The sequence below is a fragment of the Mesorhizobium sp. M4B.F.Ca.ET.203.01.1.1 genome (assembly GCF_004791025.1).
GTDB classification, from domain to species: Bacteria; Pseudomonadota; Alphaproteobacteria; order Rhizobiales; family Rhizobiaceae; genus Mesorhizobium; species Mesorhizobium abyssinicae.
This window is the reverse complement of sequence record NZ_SRUO01000003.1, coordinates 547879-567675: the sequence shown is the minus strand read 5'-3', so window position 1 is coordinate 567675 and position 19797 is coordinate 547879. Positions and strand designations below refer to the sequence as shown.

The following is a 19797-nucleotide window of genomic DNA, read 5'->3' as shown; positions in this document are numbered from 1 at the left end:
TGATGTCTTCTGGAAAAGTGCATGCAATCACCGTGCCAGTTTCAAAGCTTGGTTTTTTGCAATAAAATCAATGCACGGCTTTAGACGCACTGCATAAAGGCGCGGCAAGTGCATGCACTTTTTGCCCGATAAATGATCAGTTTGACATCAAGTTCAAAATCTAGGCATACAAGGTGAAGCCTTGAGTCGAAATTCACCCGCCGGCCGTCCAACCTGCGGGTTGCCTGCATAGACTGGACGGAGGAGACGTGCCGGGAAAGCGCAGCTTGGTCAGGTCGGGCACGACCGTGGATCAGATGGTGAGGGCGATCGCCGACCGCATCGTCACCGGCTATCTGCGCCCCGGCGAGAGGCTCGACGAGGTCTCGCTCGCCGCCCGATTCGAGGTCTCCCGCACGCCCGTCCGCGAGGCGCTCGGCCATCTGAGCGCCATGGGGCTTGTCGAGAGGCGGCCCAACCGCGGCGCCATCGTCGCTGTGGTGACGCAGGAACATCTCGCCTCGATGTTCGAGAGCATGGCCGAACTGGAGGCGATCTGCGCGCGCTTCTCGGCCGAGCGCATGACTGGCGGCGAGCGCCGGGCGCTCGAGATGGAGCACCAGGCGTCGGCGCGCCTGGTGCAGCTCGGCGCGGAAGAGGATTACGAATACTTCAACACCGAGTTCCACAGCCGGCTTTATCGCGGCGCCCACAACGCGCATATCCAGGATCTGACGGTGACGACCCGCAGCCGGCTGGCGCCGTTCCGCCGCGCGCAGTTCATGCTGCCCGGCCGGTTGGCCAAATCCTGGCAGGAACACGATCTGATCGTCACCGCGATCATGCGCGGCGACGGGGCGGCGGCGGGCAAGGCGGCCAGGGATCATGTCTCGATCGTCAGCGAGGCGAGCGCGGTGTTCGCGGCCGTAGAGCCGGTGACCTCCGTGCTCAGCCGATCTGCGCGTCAATGATCTCGACGAAGCGCGCGAAGAGGCCGGCCTGCGATTTGATCTTGAGCTTGCGGTAGATGTTGCGGCGGTGGACCTTGACGGTTCCCGGCACGATCCTCAGCGCCCGCGCGATCGATTCCGTCGAGTGGCCCTGAAGCACGAGGTCGACCACCTGCTTTTCGCGTGAAGTGAGCGACAGGCTCTTCCAGATATGCGCGCGGTCGAACTCGCTGGGAACAGCCGCCGCCTCGCCGCGTGGCGAGGCCGCCGGCTCGTCGGCCGGCAGGCCAGGCCAGCGCAGCCTGACGAGGCTGATCACCGCCGGGGCCATGTCGCGCAGCAGCCTGGCGTCGGCGGTGCCGAACGGACCCGAGGCCCGGAGCCGCATCAGCGAGAGCACCAGCGCGTCCTTGCCCTGCAGCGGGACGAAGAAGCCGACCTCCTCGGCGAGCTTGGTCTGGCTGTAGTAGGAGCGGTAGTATTCGCTGGCATAGAAGCGGTCCGGCGCGAGCTCTCGCATGCGCCAGAAGCCTTCCTTGCGCTCGACCGCCGCGTGATGGAACGGGTCGAGCAGATAGGGGCCCTCCTGATAGAGCGCGACGAAGACGTGGCTCTCGGCCGGGGAGAACGTCTCGAACAGCAGCGGCGGGCGGGCAGCCCCGCGATAGCCGAAGACGACACAGTGATCGAAGCCGACATGGCCGCGCAGCCAGCCGACCATGGCGCGGCCGAAATGATCGCCGCCGGCCTCGCGCGTCGCGGCGATGACGGCGCCGAGCCCATTGTAGTCATCGCTGCGGGAAACGGCCATTCATACCCCTCTAAACGATAAAATAGATCAAATATACCACCTGCGAGGTATATACTAGCCGGCATTGGCTCTGGTAGCGTTTCGAAATCAACTCGCCCTGGAGCCCGCCTTTGACTGCAGTGCCCGATATCGAGTTTCGCGCGGTCACCAAGCGCTATGGCGCGGTTACGGCGGTCAGCGGCATCGACCTTGCCGTCCCGCCATCGGCCTTTGTCGCCTTGCTCGGGCCGTCCGGATGCGGCAAGACGACGTGCCTGCGCATGATCGGCGGCTTCGAGCAGCCGAGCGAAGGCCAGGTGCTGATCCGCGGCCGCGACATGGCCGGCACGCCGCCCTACCGGCGCCCGGTCAACATGGTGTTCCAGCAATACGCGCTGTTCCCGCATCTCGATGTCGAGGACAACATCGCCTACGGACTGCGCCAGGCGAGGCCCAGGCTGTCATCGCGCGAGATCAGCCAGAGGGCGGGCGAGGCGCTCGCCATGGTGCGGCTCGCGGGCTATGGCCGCCGCAAGATCCACGAGCTTTCCGGCGGCCAGCAGCAGCGCGTGGCGCTGGCGCGTGCGCTGGTCAACAAGCCGGCGGTGCTCTTGCTCGACGAGCCTCTGGCCGCGCTCGACAAGAAGCTGCGCACCGACATGCAGATCGAGCTGCAGAACCTGCAGCGCGAGATCGGCATCACTTTCGTTCTGGTCACGCACGACCAGGAGGAAGCGCTGTCGATGAGCGACCTCGTCTGCGTCATGAATGGCGGGCGCATCGTCCAGCTCGGACAGCCGAACGAGATCTACGACGAGCCTGCCGACCTCTTCGTCGCCGATTTCGTCGGCAAGACCAATCTGTTGAGCGGCACGGTGGCGGGCCTGTCGGGCGACCTCGTCGATGTCGCGCTGGCCGACGGCTCGGTGATTTCCGCGCGCAAGCGGGCGCCGCTCAGCCGAGGCGAGGCGGTGTCGTTGTCGCTGCGGCCCGAGACGCTCAGTCTCGGCGCGGCCGGAAGCGGCAGCCTGAAGGGCATCGTGCGTAACCGCATCTTCCTGGGCTCGACCGCCGAATATGCGATCGAGGTCGAGGGCATCGGATCACTGCTCGCCAAGGCCGATCACCAGATCGGCCGCGACAACCTCTTCAAGCCGGGCGAACCCGTCGCCATCGGCTTTGCCGCCGGGGCGCCGCTGGCGTTTCCGCAACCCAAGAACAACGGGACCAACCAGAGGGAAAACCACCATGTCGAAATCCTATCGTGACGGACTGCCGATAAGCCCCGAGAAATTCGTCGACCAGCTGATGCGCCTGAAGCGCGGCTCGATCGGCCGGCGCGAATTCCTTGGCCTCACCGGCCTCGGCGTCGCCACCGCGGTGATGGCGCGCGAGCTCGGCATCATGCCGACGCCGGCCTACGCCGCCGAAAACCTCGGCGACCGCATGTCGATCGCCACCTGGCCGAACTATCACGACCCGGCGACATTCGAGAGCTTCAAAGCCGAGACCGGCGTTGCCGTCGAGGTCAACGTCTTCGGCTCGAACGAGGAGATGCTGGCCAAGCTGCAGGCCGGAGGCTCGGGCTGGAGCCTGTTCGTGCCGACCAACTACACGATCTCGACCTACAAGAAGCTCGACATCATCGAAGCGCTCGACATGGCCAAGCTCGGGAATTTCGACGGTTCGCAGGAGGATCCGCGCTTTACCTCGGAAGGCACGATCGACGGGACGATCTACGCCGTGCCGAAGAACTGGGGCACGACCGGTATCGCGATCAACACCAAGAAGCTGACCAAGCCGATGACGAGCTGGAAGGAGTTCTGGGACACCGCCATGGCGGAAGGCGACGGCCGCACCATGGTGCATGACTATCAGCTCACCACGATCGGCAATGCGCTGAAATATTACGGCTACTCGTTCAACTCGCTGAAGCAGGACGAGCTCGCCAAGGCCGAGGAACTGCTGCTCAAGGTCAAGCCGCATCTGTTCGCGGTGTCGAGCGACTATCAGCCGTCGATGCGCGCCGGCGATGCTTGGATGACGATGTGCTGGACCAATGACGGGGCGCAGCTCCATCGCGACATCCCGGAAATCGCCTATGTGCTCGGCAAGGAAGGCGGCGAGATCTGGACCGACTTCTACGCCATCCCGAAGGACGCGCCGAACAAGCCGGCCGGCTACGCGCTGCTCAACTACCTGATGAACCCGAAGGTCGCGGTGAAGGAGCACTTGGCCAATGGCGCGCCCTCGATCGATGCGCGCGTCAACGCGCTGCTGCCGAAGGAGGTGATGGACAATCCGATCCTCTACCCAGCGGCGGACCTGTTGAAGCCGCTGGAGTTCGGCGCCGCCGCGACGCTCACCGATCCGGGGCGCGCCGAGCTGATGGCGCGCTTCAAGTCGGCTTGAGCGGAGCCGGCCACAAACCCGATCCAGGCAACGCGACCGGCGGGCAATGGCCCGCCGGCACCGAAGCGGCTTTTTCGATGCGCGGCACCCTCCTTCGCAAAAACCTCATGACGGCGCTGCTGCTCGCGCCGGCGACGCTGTGGCTGGTGGTATTCCTGGTCCTGCCGTTCGTCGCCATCGCTATCTTCAGCGTCGGCGAGCGGGCGCCCGAGGGAGGCTACCAGGCAGCTTTCACGCTTGCGCAATACGCCAACCTGCCGGCGCGGGCGACCGCGTTCTGGAACACGATGGTACTGGCGCCGGTCGGCGCCTTCGCCTGCCTGCTCGTCGCCTATCCGGTGGCCTACTACCTGGCGCTGCGCGCGCCGGAGCGCTGGCGGCTGATCCTGCTTGCGCTCGTCGTCATCCCGTTCTGGACCAGCCTTTTGATGCGCACCTATGCCTGGATGTATGTGCTGGGCGGACGCGGCATTCCGGCCCTGCTCGCCTATGTCGGCATCGAGGACGTCAGGCTGATCAACACGCCGGGCGCGGTGCTGCTCGGCATCGTCTACGGCTATCTGCCGCTGATGATCCTGCCGATCTATGTCAGCCTGGAGCGGCTCGACCGCAGGCTGCTGGAAGCCTCTGCCGATCTCGGCGCGACGCCGCTGTCGACCTTCCTCGGTGTCACGCTCCGGCTTTCGCTGCCGGGCGTGATGACCGGCTTCTCGCTGGTGATGATCCTCCTGCTCGGCGAATATCTGATCCCGACCCTGCTCGGCGGCGGCAAGGTGTTCTTCATCGGCAACGCGCTGGTCGACCTGTTCCTGCAGTCGCGCAACTGGCCGTTCGGTTCGGCCATCGCCATCACGCTGGTGCTGGTTTCGGTCGTGGTGCTGATCGCCGCCAACCGCATCTCGGCCCGTCTGTCGGGCGCGCGCCGGGTGGACCTGATCTGATGCGCGCCTTCGTCGTTGCCGTTTTTGCCTTCCTCTACCTGCCGATCGCGCTGGTGGTGCTGTTCTCCTTCAACGCCGGCCACCATGCCAGCGAGTTCACCGGCTTCTCGACGCAATGGTACGGCAAGGCGCTGTCCAACCCGTTCCTGGTCGAGGCGCTGAAGAACAGCCTGTTCATCGCCACCACCAGCGCGCTTTTGGCGGCGGTCGCGGGCACCGCCGCCGCGCTCGGCCTGCAGCGCGTCGGGGCGCGGACGCGGGCTGTCTTCGACGGGCTATTGGGCGCCGCAATCGTCGTTCCCGGCGTCGTCATCGGCATCTCGACGCTGGTGGCGCTCGTGCAGCTGTTCGGCGTCGTCAATCCGTTCCTCGCCGAGTTGTGGCCGGGCGACCAGCCGCCGCGCCTGGCGCTCGGTTACGGCTCGATCATCGCCGCGCATGGCCTGTTCTCGATGGCGCTGGTGGCGATGATCGTCGGCACGCGCCTTGGCAGTCTCGACCGCAACCTGGTCGAGGCGTCGAGCGATCTCTACGCCACGCCGCTGACGACGTTCCGCTCGATCGTGCTGCCGCAGATCATGCCTGCGGTGATCGCCGGCTTCCTGCTCGCCTTCACCTTCTCGTTCGACGACTTCATCATCGCCTTCTTCGTCGCCGGCGCGCAGACGACGCTGCCGATCTATGTCTTCGCCTCGATACGCCGCGGCGTGACGCCGGAAATCAACGCCGTCGCGACCATCGTGCTCGTCGCATCGGTCCTGCTCGTGGTGCTTGCCCAGTGGCAGCTGCGCCGAAGAAAACAGTGAAAGACCGATCATGATCCTGAAAGACCGCATTGCCGTCGTGACCGGAGCCGGGTCCGGCATCGGGCGCGCCGGCGCCACGATCATGGGCAGGGAAGGGGCGACAGTGGTGATCGCCGACCGCGATCGGGCCGCCGGCGAGGCCGTCGCCTCCGACATCCGCCAAGCCGGCGGCCGCGCCGAAGCGGTCGCGACCGATGTCGGCGACGATGCCGCGGTCGAGGCACTGATCTCCGGCACGCTCGGCAGGCATGGCCGGATCGACATCCTGCACAGCCATGCCGGCATCCAGGTCGGCGGCTCGCTCATCGAAGTCGGCGTCGACGGCATGGATGCCTCGTGGCGCATCAACGTGCGGGCGCAATTCCTCGCGGCCAAGACGGTCATGCCGACGATGATCGCGCAGGGCGGCGGCGTCATCCTCAACACCGCCTCGAATTCGGGGGTCTTCTACGACCGCGAGATGATCGCCTATGCGACGTCTAAGCATGCGGTGGTGGCGATGACCAGGCAGATGTCGCTCGACTATGCCAGGCACAATGTCCGCATCAACGCGCTTTGCCCTGGCTGGGTCGACACGCCGTTCAACGAGCCGTTCATCGCCCAGATGGGCGGGCGCGAAGCGATCGAAAACTATGTCCGGACCAAGATCCCGATGGGGCGCTGGGCAAGCGCCGACGAGATCGCCGAAGCGATCCTGTTCCTCGTCTCCGACCGCTCGTCCTTCATGACCGGGCAGGCGCTGGTGGTCGACGGCGGCGAAAGCATCGGCTGAGCCAGGGGGTCCCCCGGCTCGCCTTACACGTGCTTGCGGCCGCCGGTGTCGCGAAACCAGCTGTCCGGGTAAGGGTACCACCAGCCCTGGATCTCGGGTTTGTGGTCGATGATCACCATCTTCGAGCGGCGGAAGGCGTCGAGCCCCTGGCGGCCGAGCTCGCGGCCGAGGCCGGAAGCCTTCCAGCCGCCGAAAGGCAGCGCGTCGTTGTCGATCAGCGGGTTGTTGACCCAGACCATGCCGGCCTCGAGCCGTTCGGCCGCCTCGTGCGCTTCGGCGAGATCGGTGGTGAACACCGAGGCGCCGAGACCGAAGGGGCTGTCATTGGCAAGCCTGATCGCCTCGTCGAAATCCTTCACGCGGCAGATCGCGGCGACCGGCCCGAAACATTCCTCGCGCACGATCGCCATGTCCGGGGTGACGCCGCTCAGGATCGTCGGCTCGTAGAACCAGCCGGTGTTGTGCGCCGGCGGGATGCGCCCGCCCGTCACCGCCCTGGCGCCGTTGCGAACCGCGTCGTCGACCAGGCGCATGACCTTGGCGCGTGCGGCTTCGCTGACCAGCGGGCCGATCTCGGTCCTGTCCAGGCCGTTACCGATCCTCAGCGCCCGGGTCTTTGCGGCGAACAGATCGACGAAGCGGTCGTGCACGGCATCGACGACGAAGAAGCGCTCGGCCGAGGTGCAGACCTGGCCGGTGAGGTGGAAGGCTGCGGTGACGGAGCCGGCCGCCGCGACGTCGAGCGGGGCGTGTTCCGAGATGATCAGCGGATCGCTGCCGCCGGCCTCGATGACGCAAGGCTTCATGCGCTCGGCGCACGCCACCGCGACGGCCTTGCCGGCGGCAACCGAGCCGGTGAAGGCGACCGCATGGGTGCGGTCGGAGGCGATCAGCGCCTGCGCGGTGGCGGCTCCGCCGGGCAGGCAGGAGACGAGGCCTTCTGGCAGCGAACGGAACACCGTCATGTAGTCGAGCGTCGACAGCGTCGTCGCCTCGGCCGGCTTGATCACGCAGGCATTGCCGGCGGCGAGCGAGGCCGCAACCGTCCAGCACATCAGCAGGATCGGGAAGTTGTAGGGCATGATGTGGACCGAGACGCCGTAGGGCTCGTAGCGCGCATACTGGAACGAACCCGCCTGCGTCGTGCCGGCGACCTTGCCGGCCTCGTCTCGCGCCATCTCGGCATAATAGCGGAAGATCGGCGCGCAATTGGCGATCTCGCCGATCGCTTCCGGATAGGGCTTGCCCATCTCGCGCACCATCAGCTCGGCGCAGCGGGTGAAGTCCGCCGCCTCGATGGCATTGGCCACCGCGTGCAAATGTTTTGCGCGGCTCTTGGCGTCGAGTCTTTTCCACGCCGCCTGCGCCGTTGTCGCGGCGGTCAGTGCGGCATCGATCTCGCCGTCGCTGGCCGAAGCGATGGCGCCGACCGTCTCCAGCGTTGCCGGATCGATCACCGGTTTTTGCGCACCGGTGGTCGGCCGGTAGTCCGGATTGACGAAGTATACCGGACGGTCGGGCGAGAATTCCATGAAACAATCCTCCGGGTCCGCTCAGCGGATCATGTAGACCTTCTTGATCGTCTCGTGGACGGTGCAGACGCCTTTCCAGTCCTGCGGGAAGAACGCCGCCGTGTCAGGCTCGATCTCGATCACCTCGCCGGACTCATGCACATAGGTGCAGCGCCCCTCGAGGAAATGGCAGAACTCGTCGCGGGTGACGTGGCAGTGCCATTTGCCCGGCGTGCAGACCCATAGGCCGCATTCCGAGCGGCCTTCCGGCCCCTTGTAGAGCAGCTTGCCGGAGGTGTGGGACTGGCCCTCGATCATCGTCGGGATGACGCCCCAGTCGACGAGGTCGACAATAGTGAGCGGCGATTGCATGGTCGGCGTGGTCATCGATCTTATCCTGGATTTCGTTGGCTGCTTACCGGCACATGAAGGCCTTGGTCAGCGTTTCGGTGATTTCGGAAGTGCCGGTCCAGCCGGCTGGGAAGAAGACCAGTGTCCCGGCCGCGACCGGGATCGCCTCGCCATTCTCGTGGATGTAGCTGCCGCGCCCGGACAGGAAATGACAGAACTCGTCGACGGCGAAGGTGATGTGGCGCGTGCCGGGCGTGCAGGACCACAGCCCGCATTCGCTCGATCCGTCCGCATGCTGGAACAGGACCTTGCCCGACGCACGCGGTGAGCCGGCGATTGAGTTGGCGCCGGCGCCCCAGTCGTCCAGTTCCACGGTCGAGGCCTTCGGCCAGTGCGGTGTCGGCATGTCAAGTTCCTCGCTCAGGCCAGCATGTAGACGTTGCGCATGGTCTCATGCACGGTGCATTCGCCGCTCCAGCAGGCCGGGAACAGCACCACCGTCCCGGCTGTCACCTCTAGCACCTCGCTGTCGTCGGATTTGTAGGTGGCGCGACCTGAAACGAAGTGGCAGAGCTCGTCGCGCGGGATCTTGAGCCGCCAGCGTCCCGGCGTGCAGACCCAGATGCCGGATTCCGGCTGGTTGTTCGGACCCTTGTGCACCAGCCTGCCGGTCGAGTGCGAAGCGCCTTCGAGCGCGTCAGGCTGCGCGCCCCAGTCGACGAGATCGGCGCGGGTCGAGGCCTGGTGGAGGTGCGGGGCGGAGGAGGTCACAGCAACTGCTCCAGCAGCCCGGCAGCCTTCTCGGGGCCGTTCTGCGACTGCATCTGCGCCGATGCCTTGGCGAGCGTGGCCTTGATCGCCGGATCGGTGAGGCAGGCCTCGATCTTCGCGATCAGCTCGGCATCGCTCCAGTCGTAGCGCGGGATGCCGAAGCCGCAGCCGATCTCGCCGACGCGGGTGGCATTGTCGTGACCGTCCCAGACATAGGGCATGATGATCGCCGGCTTGCCGAAATAGAGGCACTCGGTGAAGGAGTTGTTGCCGCCATGGTGGATCACCGCGTCGACCTGCGGGATCACCGAAGGTTGCGGGAACCAGCCGTCGACGATGACGTTGCCGGGCACATCGGTGTATTGGTCCTTGTAGCCGCCGACATTGACCAGCGCCCGGTAGCGCGTCTTGCCGAGCGCAGCGATGATGCGCTTCAGGAGGTCGACGTCGCCGGCCCCCAGGCTGCCGAACGAGACGTAGAGCAGTGGTCCGTCATTGTTCCTGGCGAAGGTCGGTATTGCGTAGGGCTTTTCTTGCCGCACGCAGCCCTCGAGATACTGGAATTTCGCCGGGTCGAGCGGGTGCCGGCGTTTGAACTTCGCCGCTTGCGGATAGAGCAGCAGGTTGAGATAGGGCGAGGCCTCAAAGAACTGGCCGATCGGGTAGGGCGCCTCGCCATTGGCGGCGAGGAAGGCGTTGAAGTCGTCATGGATCGGCTTGATCACCGCGTTGAAATGGTCGCGGTAGCGCTTGTGGCCGGCATGGTCGTTCTCGGCGCAGCCGGAAAGATGCGGCGGGATGTCTTCGTCCTCGATCTCGTTTTCCGAGCAGGAGATGACCCGCACCCAGGGCTTGCCGTATTGTTTGATCGCCGGAAACAGGATGACGTTGTCGACCGATATGACGTCGGGCTTGATCTTGTCGAGCACGCCGGGCAGATCCTTCTGCGCCCATTTGGCGCTGTCGACGATCGCCGTCCAGCAATCCTTCACGTAGTTGTCGACCTGGTCGTAGGGCGACTTGCGGAAGTTCGGGATGTGGCCGTTGATGAAGTCCTCCCAGAATTTGGCCATCTGCTCCGGCGGCATCGGCTCGGAGAGGTTCACCGGATGCGCCTCGAAGCCGTAGCCCTTGTAGACGTCGACGAAGCCCGGATCGGACAGGAACACCGCCCTGTGGCCGCGCGCCTCGACCGCCTGGGCGATGCCGACGGAATTGAGCGCCGGTCCAAAGGCCGCTTCCGGGAAAAACGCGATGGTCTTCTGCCCCATGGTTTCAATCTCCATCAATCTGCGAAAATTCTGACATCGGCGGCGTCCCAGCCGAGCTCGATCCGGTCGCCGGCGGCAACCGGCCGGCGGTCGGCGGCATCGGCGGTGACGCGCACCAGGAACGGCTTTTGCGAAAGAGCGGTGCGGACATGCACCTGCAGGTCGAGGCCCTGATAGGCGAGCGCCTCGACCGTGCCGGCAACGCGGTTGGCGGTGTCGGGCGACGGAAACAGCCGGATGCGTTCGGGCCGCACAGCGGCGACAGCCGAGGCGCCCGACGAAAGTGTCGCCGGAACCTTACCGGTGATCTTCGTGCCATTCGTCGCCTGGACGCCGTTGGCGTCAGCACGGCCGGGGACAAAATTCATCACGCCGATGAAGTCGGCGACGAAGCGGTCGGAAGGATGCTCGTAGATCGCGTGCGGCGTGTCGCATTGCAGCAGCCTGCCATCCTTCAGCACCGCCATGCGGTCGGCCATGACCAGCGATTCCTCCTGGTCGTGGGTGACGATGACAAAGGTGATGCCGACCTCGTGCTGCAGGCGCTTCAGTTCGAGCTGCATGGCGCCGCGCAGTTTCTTGTCGAGCGCGCCGAGCGGCTCGTCGAGCAACAGCAGGCGCGGCCGCTTGACCAGAGCGCGGGCGAGCGCGACGCGCTGCTTCTGGCCGCCAGACAATTGCTCCGGCTTGCGGTCGGCGAAAGGCACGAGCTCGGTCGTCGCCAGGATGGCGTCGACGCGGCTGCGGATCTCGGCCGCCGGCAGGCGCTCCATTTCGAGGCCGTAGGAGACGTTGGCCCTGACGCTCATATGCGGAAACAGCGCATAGGACTGGAACATCAGGTTGACCGGCCGCTTGTTGGGCGGCGTGCGGGCGATGTCGCGGCCGTCGAGCAGAATCTGGCCGTCGCTCGGCGTCTCGAAGCCGGCCAGCATGCGCAGCAGCGTTGTCTTGCCGCAGCCGGAGGGACCGAGCAGGGCGAAGAACTCATTCTCGCGGATGTCGAGCGAAATGCCGTCGACGGCCCTCACGCGGCCGAAATTCTTCGACACGCGATCGATCCGGAGCAGCGTGCGCGGTTCGCTCATTGGCCGATGACCCCACGATTGAGCCGCTGCGAAAGGGTGAGCGCGGTGATCGAGACCGCCATGACGATGGTCGCCAGTGCGTTGATCTCCGGCGTGATGCCGAAGCGGATCATCGAATAGATCTGCATTGGCAGCGTGGTCGAGGCGCGCCCGGCCCCGGCGGTGAAGAAGGCGATGATGAACTCGTCGACCGAGAGCGTGAAGGCGAGCAGCGCGCCGGCGACCACCGCCGGCAGGATCACCGGCAAGGTCACCCGCCGGAAGGTGGTGAGCGCGGAGGCTCCGAGATCGGCGGAGGCCTCGACGATCGACCAGTCGAAGCTCTTCAGCCGCGCGCGTACCACCGAGCAGACGAAGGCGAGGTTGAAGACGACATGGGCGAGAATGATGGTGTGCAGGCCCATGGTGACATCAAGCATGGAGAAGAACGACAGCAGCGCGATGGCGAGCACGATGTCGGGGATGATCATCGGCGCGAAGATCAGTGCCTCGAGACCCTTGCCGTACTGCCGGCGCATCTCGATGCCGATCGCCAGCAGCGTGCCGAGCAGCGTGGCGATGGCGGTCGAAACCAGCGCCACGATCAGGGTGTTCAGCGCTGCCTGCAGGATCGCCGTATTGCCGGCGAGCGAGGCGTACCATTTCAGCGAAAACCCGGACCATGCCGTCGGCAGTCCGCCCGCATTGAAGGAGAGCGCCACCAGGACGGCGATCGGGATGTAGAGGAAGGCGAAGACGAGGACGAGGATCGTCCGCAGGCCGAGAAGGCGGGCAGGCGATGACGTCATGGCTGCCCTCCGACGGTCAGGAGGCGAGTGGCCGGACAGCCTCCTTCCCCCCGTTTACGAGGAGAAGATGCCGGCAGGCCGATGAGGGGCAGCGCTGAGCGTCGCAAAGGCTGGCGCCGCCCCTCATCCGCCCCTTCGGGGCACCTTCTCCCCGTGAACGGGGAGACAGAAGCAAGGCAGCGCTCAGCCATCGGCGCCTCCCTCGGCTTCCCTGGTTCGGCCGGCGGCGCGGTCGGCAAGCAAAGCCTGCGCCATCAGCACCGCGAGCATGATGGCGATCAGCGCCATTGCGAGAGCGGCGCCGAACGGCCAGTCATTTGCGGTCAGGAACTGGTCGTAGACCAGGTTGCCGATCATCTGGAAGCGGCCGCCGCCGAGCAGAGCGGGGGTGACGAAATTGCCGATCGACAGCACGAAGACGAAGACCGCGCCGGCGGCGATGCCCGGCACCGTCAGGGGCAGGATGACGCGGCGAAAGGTGGTCAGCGCCGAAGCGCCGAGGTCGCGCGAGGCCTCCGCCAGCTCCGGGTTGAGGCGCGACAGCGGCGCGTAGCAGGCGAGGATGACGAAGGGCAGGTAGTTGTAGACCAGGCCGGCGATGACGGCGCCCTCGGTGTAGAGCATCGACGGCGGCTCGCCGGTGTAGCCGATCCAGCGCAGCAACTGGGTGACGAGGCCTTCGCGGTTGAGCAGCACGATCCAGGCATAGGTGCGGATCAGATAGTTCGACCAGAACGGCAGCACGGCGAAGAACAGGAAGACCGGCTGCAGCCGGCGGGGCGCTGCTGATATCGCATAGGCAGCGGCGTAGCCGATGATGACCGCGATCAGCGTTGCGGTGCCGGCGATGCGCGCCGAATTGAGGAAGATGCCGGCATAGAGCGGGTCGAGGACCTGGCTGAAATTCTCCAGCGTGAAAGTGTATTCGATGCCGCCATAGATGCCGCGCCGGAAGAAGGCGAGCGCCAGCACCAGCGCGCATGGCACCACCATGAGCGCGGTCAGCCAGGCCAAAGCCGGCGCCATCAGCAGGTTGGAGCGAAGTCTGGTCTGGGACAATTTTCGATACCGCTCAGCGGCCGACGGCGACAGCCCGCCATCGGCCATTGTCTCTGGGCTGCAAGCGCCTACTGCGCGGCCTTGATCTCGCTGACGATCTTGGAATAGTCGCGCTGGGCGTCACCGACGTCGCGCAACTGCTCGAACTTGACGAGGTCGGCCACCGGCATCGCCATGTTGGGGAATTTGGCCAGGAAGTCGGCCGGCAGGCTCTCCATCGCCGGCTTGTTCGGCACCTTGTAGTCGATGTTCTGGGCCGCCCATGCGTGGTTCTTGGCGTCGAGCATGAAGTTGATGAACTTGAAGGCGGCGTCCTTGTGCTCGGAAGCCTTCATCACCACCATCGTGTCGACCCAGAGGTCCGAGCCTTCCTTCGGGATGACGTATTTGATCTCGGGTTTCTCGGCGATGCCGTAGTTGCACCAGCCGTCCCAGGCCTGCACCAGCAGCGCCTCGCCGGACACCAGCTTCGAATAGAAGGTGGTGTCGTCATAGGCGAGCAGGGTCTTCTTGGCCGAGATCAGCAGGTCCTTGACCTCGGCCATCTTGGCCGGATCGGTCTCGTTGACGGAGAAACCCTTGTCGAGCTGGCCGGCGGCGAGCAGCCAGCGGTCGGTCGCCAGCATGGTGGTCTTGCCCTTGAGGTCGTCGGAAGGCGCCAGCAGGTCGCTCCAGCTGGTCGGCGCGGCCTTGACCAGGTCCGAACGATAGCAGAGGCCGGTCGTGCCCCAGGTGTAGGGCACCGAGAAGGCGTTGCCGACATCGTGCGGCAGCTTGGTCGCTTCTGGATAGAGATTGGCGAGGTTGGGGACCTGGGCATGGTCGATCGGCTCGGTCAGGCCGAGCTTGTTCAGCACCTCGGCGAAGGGCGAGGAGACGAAGACCACGTCATAGCCCTTGCCGCCGGAGGCAACGAGCTTGCCCATGATCTCCTCATTGGTGGCGTGGACCACGACCTCGCCGGCAACACCGGTCGCGCTCTTGAAGGCGGCCATGGCGTCGGGCGCCATGTAGCCGTCCCAGTTGGAGATGACGAGGTCGGCGGCGGCCGCCGGCGCCGAAAGCGCCAGAGCGAAGCCGAGCGCGATTGAAGACGTTCTGAACGAACGATGCCGCAGGGCGGTGGTCATGACAGTCTCCCATTCCGGTTGGTCAAATTCGTTGGCGGACCGGCATTCGCGGTTCCCGCCGCGGCTCGATCCTGTTCCCCGGTCTTTTGTTGCCGATTGCAGTGACAGTACTATTGCAGAAAAAAGTACGTCAATCCATAATTTGGCAGGCGGCTCCGGAGTCTGGCCGATTGCCTCGGCGGGGACGATCGGCCAAACCGGGGTCGCACCGATCCACGAGAACAAGTCATGCAAGCGGCAGCCAGGCGACCTCGCACCAACCATCTCGATCTCGCGCAGCGCATCCTGGACGTTGCCAGGCAGCGCGGCTTCGCGCCCGGCGCCCACCTTCCCGAGCAACAGATCGCCTCGCTCTGCAGCGTTTCGCGGACTCCGGTGCGGGCGGCGCTGCGCCTGCTCACCGAACAGGGCGTGGTGCGCTGGGAAGCAGCCACAGGCTACCGCCTCGCCATCGACCTCGCGGCGCAAAGGGCTGTCGCCACCGAATTGCCGAATGCGGAGGAAGACGAACTGGCCGAGGCGATCCTGCGCGACCGCTCGGCGCGGCGGCTGGACCAGACGGTAACCGTCAGCGGGCTGATGCGGCGCTACGATGCGGAACGCAAGACGGTACTAAAAGCGCTTCAGAGACTGACTGAAGAGAATCTCGTCGACCGCGCGCCGGGCCAGTCCTGGCTGTTTCGCCGGGCGCCCGACGATCCCGAGGCGCAGGGCGAGAGCTACGACTTCCGGCTGCTGCTGGAACCCGCCGCCATATTGACGCCGGGCTTCAGCCTCGACGGCGCGCGGGCGGCGGCGCTTCGGCAGGGCATGGAGGCGCTGATGGCGCAGCCCGATGCGGCCTTCGACACCAGGGAATTCCAACGGCTGGACATCGAGTTCCACGGCATGATCGCCGACGGCTCGGCCAACCGGTTCATCACCGACGCGCTGTCCGATCATCTCCGGTTACGCCGGCTGCCCGGCATCTATGCGGGCGTCAACGTGTTCCGGCTCAAGCAGTCGCTGCGCGAGCACCTCACCATACTCGACCATCTGGAAAGCTGGCAGTATGAGGTTGCCGCCGATCTGTTGCGTGTGCATCTCAGGCTGTCGCGCAGCCAGCGGCCACGGGCGGCGAGCCGCGGCGCGCCGGCGCTGTTCGGCATGATCAGCCGGCCGGATTGACCGAGGACCATCGTGACGCGCAAAGCCAGCCCGACCATAGCGCTGTTTCCCGAAGCGAGCTTCGGCGCGGCGCTCAATTGCGTCGGCATCGCGCAGGCCTTGCGAGCCAGGGGCGCCCGGCCGGTCTTCATCTGCCATGCCGGCTTCTCCGGCGTCTTTGCCGATTACGGCTTTCAGGAATACCAGCTGCCGACCAACGACCCGCTGAGCGACAGCGAGCGGCAGAGCTACTGGCAGGCTTTCGTGCGCCGACACCTGCCGCATTTCCGGCTGAGCCCGGTCGACCAGCTCGAAACCTATGTCGCGCCGACATGGCAGGCGATCGTCGACACGGCGGCCCAGGCCGAGGCGCCGCTCAGGCAATTGCTGGCGCGGCTGAAGCCCGACGCCGTCGTGCTCGACAATGTCATCATGTTTCCGGCGATCGCCGGCGCAAGCTGCCCGTGGGTGCGCGTCGTCTCCTGCGCCGAGACGGAATTGCCCGACGCCGAGGTGCCGCCCTATCTTTCCGGCCTTGCGGCCGACGACCCCGGGCGCGCCGCCTTCGAGGCGCGCTATCTCGCGGCGGTCGCCCCGGCGCATGAACGGTTCAACCGGCTGCGCGCCGATTCAGGCCTCGCGCCGCTGCCGAGGGGCCTGTTCCTGGAGGCATCGCCCGATCTCAACCTGCTGCTGACGCCGGCCATCGTGCGCCGCGAACGCGCCGAGCCGCTCGACCCCGCGCGCTTCACCTATCTCGAGGGCTGCGTCCGCTCCGAGGGGCCGTTCGAGGTGCCGGTCTTTCCGCGCAACGGCGGGCCGCTGGTCTATCTCAGCTTCGGCAGCCTGGGCGCCATGGATGTCGGGCTGATCCAGCGCATGCTTGCCGTCTTCGACCGGCTGCCGGCACGCTTCATCGTCAATGTCGGCGGCCTGCGCGATGCCTATCGCGCGGTGCCCGACAATGTCTATCTCGGCGCCTGGTTCCCACAGCCCTCGGTGGTGGCGAAATCGGACCTCTTCATCCATCACGGCGGCAACAATAGTTTCTGCGAGGCGCTTCGCTTCGGCGTGCCGTCGCTGATCATGCCCTATTGCTGGGACGGACACGACAATGCGCGGCGCGCCGAGGAGACCGGCGTCGGCAACCATATCGGCCGCGATGGCTGGACCGAAGGAGTACTGGAGCGAGCGATCCTCGGCCTGCTGGCCGACGATGCGATGCGCGCCCGCCTGAAGGACAGTGCAGCGCAGATGGCGCTGAAGCCCGGAACGGATGTGGCCGCCGAAGCGATCCTCTCTTTGATACGGACATGACCAAATGCCTGAAAACCACCTGACGACCCTGCCGCCGACGAGCGGCGCCAACGATCCGAAAAGCTGGCTGGCCGCGCACGCGATCAGCGAAGTCGAATGCCTGGTGCCCGACATGAACGGCGTGCTGCGCGGCAAGGCGCTGCCGGCGGCGAAATTCCTGAAGGCGCTGGAAGACCGCGCGCTCTATCTGCCGAGCAGCGCCTTCCTGGTCAGCATTGACGGCCGCTATTCCGGCTCGATCGACGAAGGCTTCGCCTATTCGGACCCGGACATGCGCATGGTGCCGGATGTCTCGACACTTTGCCTGGCGCCCGGCGGCGGGCCTGGCAAGGCCTATGTCTTTGCCGATGCCTTCCACATGGACGACCGCCCGTGGATGGCCTCGCCGCGTCACGTCCTGCGGGCGGTGCTCGATCTCTATCGCCAGCGCGGCTGGCGGGCGGTGGTGGCGCCGGAGCTCGAATTCTATCTCACCGCGCCAAATCCCGATCCGGACCAGCCGCTGACCGCCCCGGCCGGGCGCAACGGCCGCGCCGAAAGCGTGCAGCATCCCTACGACATGGCGGCGCTGGAGGAGTTCGAGCCGGTGATCCAGCGCATCTACGCGCATGCGGCGGCCGCGGAGCTGCCGCTCGATACGCTGATCCATGAGTCGGGCACGGCGCAACTGGAAATCAACTTCCTGCATGGCGATGCGCTGGCGCTGGCCGACAAGGTGCTGTTGTTCAAGCGCCTGACCAGGCAGGCGGCTCAGGCGAGCGGCATGCACGCCACCTTCATGGCCAAGCCGATCGCGGCGCAGGCCGGCTCCTCGATGCATCTGCACATGTCCATTGTCGACGAGGCTGGCAACACGCTGTTTGCCGGCGGCGACGATGCCGACACCGCGATGTTCGGCCACTTCATCGGCGGCTTGCAGAGATATGTTCCGGAAATCATGCCGCTGTTTGCGCCGAACGTGAATTCGTACCGGCGCATTCGTCCGAACCACAGCGCGCCGGCCAATATCGAATGGTCGCACGACAACCGCTCCTGCGGCCTGCGCGTGCCGGCGGGCGGCCGCGCCGCGCGGCGGGTGGAGAACCGGCTGCCGGGGGCCGATGCCAATCCCTATCTGGCGATCGCCGGCTCGCTGCTCGCGGGCTATCTCGGCGTGGAGGAGAAGATCGCGCGCTCGGCGGAAGCGTCGGGCAATGCCTACAAGATCAAGAGCACGCTGCCGAAGACCATGGAGGAGGCGCTCGACCGTTTCACCGCCTGCGCGCCGGTGCGGGCGCTGCTCGGCGAGGATTTCTTCCAGACCTATCTGCGCGTCAAGAGCGTCGAGCTCGACCTGTTCCAGAGCGTGGTGACGTCCTGGGAACGCGACCACCTTTTGCTCAAGGTGTGACCATGGTTTCCAGTTCGACAGGTTTCAATTCCGGTCTCGATATCGGCAAATCCTACTATGTCGCCACCGCCAATCCGGCGCCGGATCATCCGGCGCTCATCGGCGATATCGAGGCCGACCTTGTGGTGGTCGGCGGCGGCTGCACCGGGCTGTCGGCGGCGCTCCACGCCGCGCAGCGCGGGCTGAAGGTGGTGCTGCTCGAAGGCGGCAAGATCGGCTGGGGCGCATCGGGCCGCAATGGCGGCCAGATGATCCCCGGCCTGCGCAAGGGCGCCAAGGGCCTGGTCAAGGCCTTCGGACCGGAACGGGCGAAGGCGCTGTTCGACCTCGCCTTCGAGGCGCGCGGGCTGGTGCTCGACATCATCGAGCGGCACGCCATCGACTGCGACCTCAGGCTCAGCGGCCATCTGGTCGGCGCGGTGAACAGTTCCGACCTCAAGGACCTGGAAGATGAGGCCGAGTGCCTGGCCCGCGTGATGAATTTCCGCGACGTCGAGATCCTGTCGGCGGCGGAAGCGCGCGGCAAAGTCGACACGCCCTATCACGGCGCCATGTACGAGCCGCTCGGCGGCCATATGCATCCGCTGAACTACACGCTTGGGCTTGCGCGCGCGGCCGTCGCGGCCGGTGTCACCATCCACGAGAATTCGGTCGCCGCGCGGCTGGAGCGGGAGCCTTCGATCAGGGTCTCGACGGCGACAGGATCGGTGCGGGCGAAGCATGTCGTACTGGCGGGCGACGCGCTGCTGCAAGGACTGGAGCCGCGCGTCAACAGCCGCATCATGCCGGTCGGCAACTACATCGTCGCCACCGAGCCGCTGGAGGGCAAGCGCAATGTGATCCCGGCCAACGTCGCGGTGTCCGACACGCGCTTCGTGGTCAACTACTACCGGATGTCGGCGGATGGGCGGCTGCTGTTCGGCGGCGGCGAGCGCTACACGCCGTCGCCGCCGGCCGACATTGCCGGCTTCGTGCGGCCGCATATGGAACAGACCTTCCCGCAACTGAAGGGCTGCCGCATCGACCATGCCTGGGGCGGGCTGGTGTCCGTGACGACGTCGCGCCTGCCGCATGTCGGGCACTATGGCGAGGTCTATTTCGCGCATGGCTATTCCGGCAAGGGCGTCATCCTGTCGACGCTGTCGGGCAAGCTGCTGGCCGAGGCGATCACGGGAGACGCCTCGCGGCTCGACCTGTTCTCGACGCTTAGCCCGCTGCCGTTCCCCGGCGGCACGGCGCTGCGCGGTCCGCTCTATGTGCTCGGCATGCTTTGGTATGCGATGCGCGACCGCATCAAGCACTGAGCGCGCGGGACGACGGCAAGC

General features: G+C 65.9%; 20 protein-coding genes. 10 read left to right on the top strand and 10 right to left on the bottom strand.

From position 1 onward, the window contains the following. The first annotated feature begins 266 nt into the window (after nt 1–266). Entirely contained in the window at nt 267–950 is a 684-nt protein-coding gene (locus EN846_RS09565; RefSeq protein ID WP_127285555.1) for a GntR family transcriptional regulator, read from the top strand. Here EN846_RS09565 and EN846_RS09560 read toward each other — a convergent pair. Next, complete coding sequence (locus tag EN846_RS09560; protein ID WP_127393704.1) at nt 928–1740, bottom strand: LuxR C-terminal-related transcriptional regulator; 813 nt, start codon at nt 1738–1740, stop codon at nt 928–930. The genes EN846_RS09565 and EN846_RS09560 overlap by 23 nt on opposite strands. 110 nt (nt 1741–1850) lie before the next feature. On the opposite strand from EN846_RS09560, the gene EN846_RS09555 reads away from it, so the two are divergent. From EN846_RS09555 to EN846_RS09535, 5 genes are all read left to right on the top strand, one after another. Then, nucleotides 1851–2987: an ABC transporter ATP-binding protein gene (locus EN846_RS09555; RefSeq protein ID WP_128276124.1), complete on the top strand. Its 1137-nt coding sequence runs from the start codon at nt 1851–1853 to the stop codon at nt 2985–2987. Beyond that, nucleotides 2968–4131, top strand: coding sequence for a spermidine/putrescine ABC transporter substrate-binding protein (locus tag EN846_RS09550; RefSeq protein WP_127394019.1), 1164 nt, complete (start codon nt 2968–2970; stop codon nt 4129–4131). Before EN846_RS09555 ends, EN846_RS09550 begins: the two co-directional genes overlap by 20 nt. A 77-nt stretch (nt 4132–4208) precedes the next feature. Further along, complete coding sequence (locus tag EN846_RS09545) at nt 4209–5072, top strand: ABC transporter permease (protein ID WP_127310467.1); 864 nt, start codon at nt 4209–4211, stop codon at nt 5070–5072. Further along, entirely contained in the window at nt 5072–5878 is an 807-nt protein-coding gene (locus tag EN846_RS09540) for an ABC transporter permease (RefSeq protein WP_127310464.1), read from the top strand. Before EN846_RS09545 ends, EN846_RS09540 begins: the two co-directional genes overlap by 1 nt. 10 nt (nt 5879–5888) lie before the next feature. Beyond that, the gene (locus tag EN846_RS09535; RefSeq protein ID WP_127393755.1) at nt 5889–6650 is read left to right on the top strand and encodes a glucose 1-dehydrogenase; all 762 of its coding nucleotides are present in this window, start codon (nt 5889–5891) and stop codon (nt 6648–6650) included. Between the two features lie 23 nt (nt 6651–6673). Here the strand turns inward: EN846_RS09535 and EN846_RS09530 are convergent, their stop codons facing one another. From EN846_RS09530 to EN846_RS09485, 9 genes are all read right to left on the bottom strand, one after another. Beyond that, a complete protein-coding gene (locus EN846_RS09530; RefSeq protein WP_127393754.1) occupies nt 6674–8182 on the bottom strand; it encodes an aldehyde dehydrogenase family protein in 1509 nt (502 codons plus the stop codon). A gap of 21 nt (nt 8183–8203) precedes the next feature. Beyond that, nucleotides 8204–8548 (bottom strand): cupin domain-containing protein, encoded by a 345-nt coding sequence (locus tag EN846_RS09525; protein ID WP_127285932.1) that lies wholly within the window; start codon nt 8546–8548, stop codon nt 8204–8206. 28 nt (nt 8549–8576) lie between these two features. Beyond that, entirely contained in the window at nt 8577–8918 is a 342-nt protein-coding gene (locus EN846_RS09520) for a cupin domain-containing protein (RefSeq protein WP_127393753.1), read from the bottom strand. 14 nt (nt 8919–8932) lie between these two features. Beyond that, nucleotides 8933–9283 (bottom strand): cupin domain-containing protein, encoded by a 351-nt coding sequence (locus EN846_RS09515; protein WP_127393752.1) that lies wholly within the window; start codon nt 9281–9283, stop codon nt 8933–8935. Then, nucleotides 9280–10554, bottom strand: a complete 1275-nt coding sequence (locus tag EN846_RS09510; RefSeq protein WP_128346506.1) for a glycosyltransferase — start codon at nt 10552–10554, stop codon at nt 9280–9282. The genes EN846_RS09515 and EN846_RS09510 overlap by 4 nt, the downstream gene beginning before the upstream one ends. Nucleotides 10555–10568: 14 nt before the next feature. After that, nucleotides 10569–11642, bottom strand: coding sequence for an ABC transporter ATP-binding protein (locus EN846_RS09505; RefSeq protein WP_127394251.1), 1074 nt, complete (start codon nt 11640–11642; stop codon nt 10569–10571). Further along, nucleotides 11639–12430 (bottom strand): ABC transporter permease, encoded by a 792-nt coding sequence (locus EN846_RS09500; RefSeq protein WP_127394250.1) that lies wholly within the window; start codon nt 12428–12430, stop codon nt 11639–11641. The genes EN846_RS09505 and EN846_RS09500 overlap by 4 nt, the downstream gene beginning before the upstream one ends. A gap of 183 nt (nt 12431–12613) precedes the next feature. Next, on the bottom strand, nt 12614–13456 hold the full coding sequence (locus tag EN846_RS09490) for an ABC transporter permease (RefSeq protein ID WP_127312151.1): 843 nt from the start codon (nt 13454–13456) through the stop codon (nt 12614–12616). Nucleotides 13457–13557: 101 nt separating this feature from the next. After that, nucleotides 13558–14619, bottom strand: coding sequence for a spermidine/putrescine ABC transporter substrate-binding protein (locus EN846_RS09485; protein ID WP_127285925.1), 1062 nt, complete (start codon nt 14617–14619; stop codon nt 13558–13560). 228 nt (nt 14620–14847) lie between these two features. Here EN846_RS09485 and EN846_RS09480 point away from each other — a divergent pair, with 228 nt between their 5' ends. Genes EN846_RS09480 through EN846_RS09465 form a run of 4 tightly spaced genes read left to right on the top strand, consistent with a single transcriptional unit; the run spans nt 14848 to nt 19776 of the window. Then, nucleotides 14848–15786 carry a GntR family transcriptional regulator gene (locus EN846_RS09480; RefSeq protein WP_127285924.1) on the top strand — a complete coding sequence of 313 codons (939 nt, stop codon included), beginning with the start codon at nt 14848–14850 and terminating at the stop codon, nt 15784–15786. 12 nt (nt 15787–15798) lie between these two features. Beyond that, a complete protein-coding gene (locus EN846_RS09475; protein ID WP_127393280.1) occupies nt 15799–17082 on the top strand; it encodes a glycosyltransferase in 1284 nt (427 codons plus the stop codon). 4 nt (nt 17083–17086) lie between these two features. Beyond that, on the top strand, nt 17087–18472 hold the full coding sequence (locus EN846_RS09470; RefSeq protein ID WP_127311873.1) for a glutamine synthetase family protein: 1386 nt from the start codon (nt 17087–17089) through the stop codon (nt 18470–18472). Between the two features lie 2 nt (nt 18473–18474). Further along, on the top strand, nt 18475–19776 hold the full coding sequence (locus EN846_RS09465) for an FAD-binding oxidoreductase (protein WP_128274196.1): 1302 nt from the start codon (nt 18475–18477) through the stop codon (nt 19774–19776). The last annotated feature ends 21 nt before the right edge of the window (nt 19777–19797 follow it).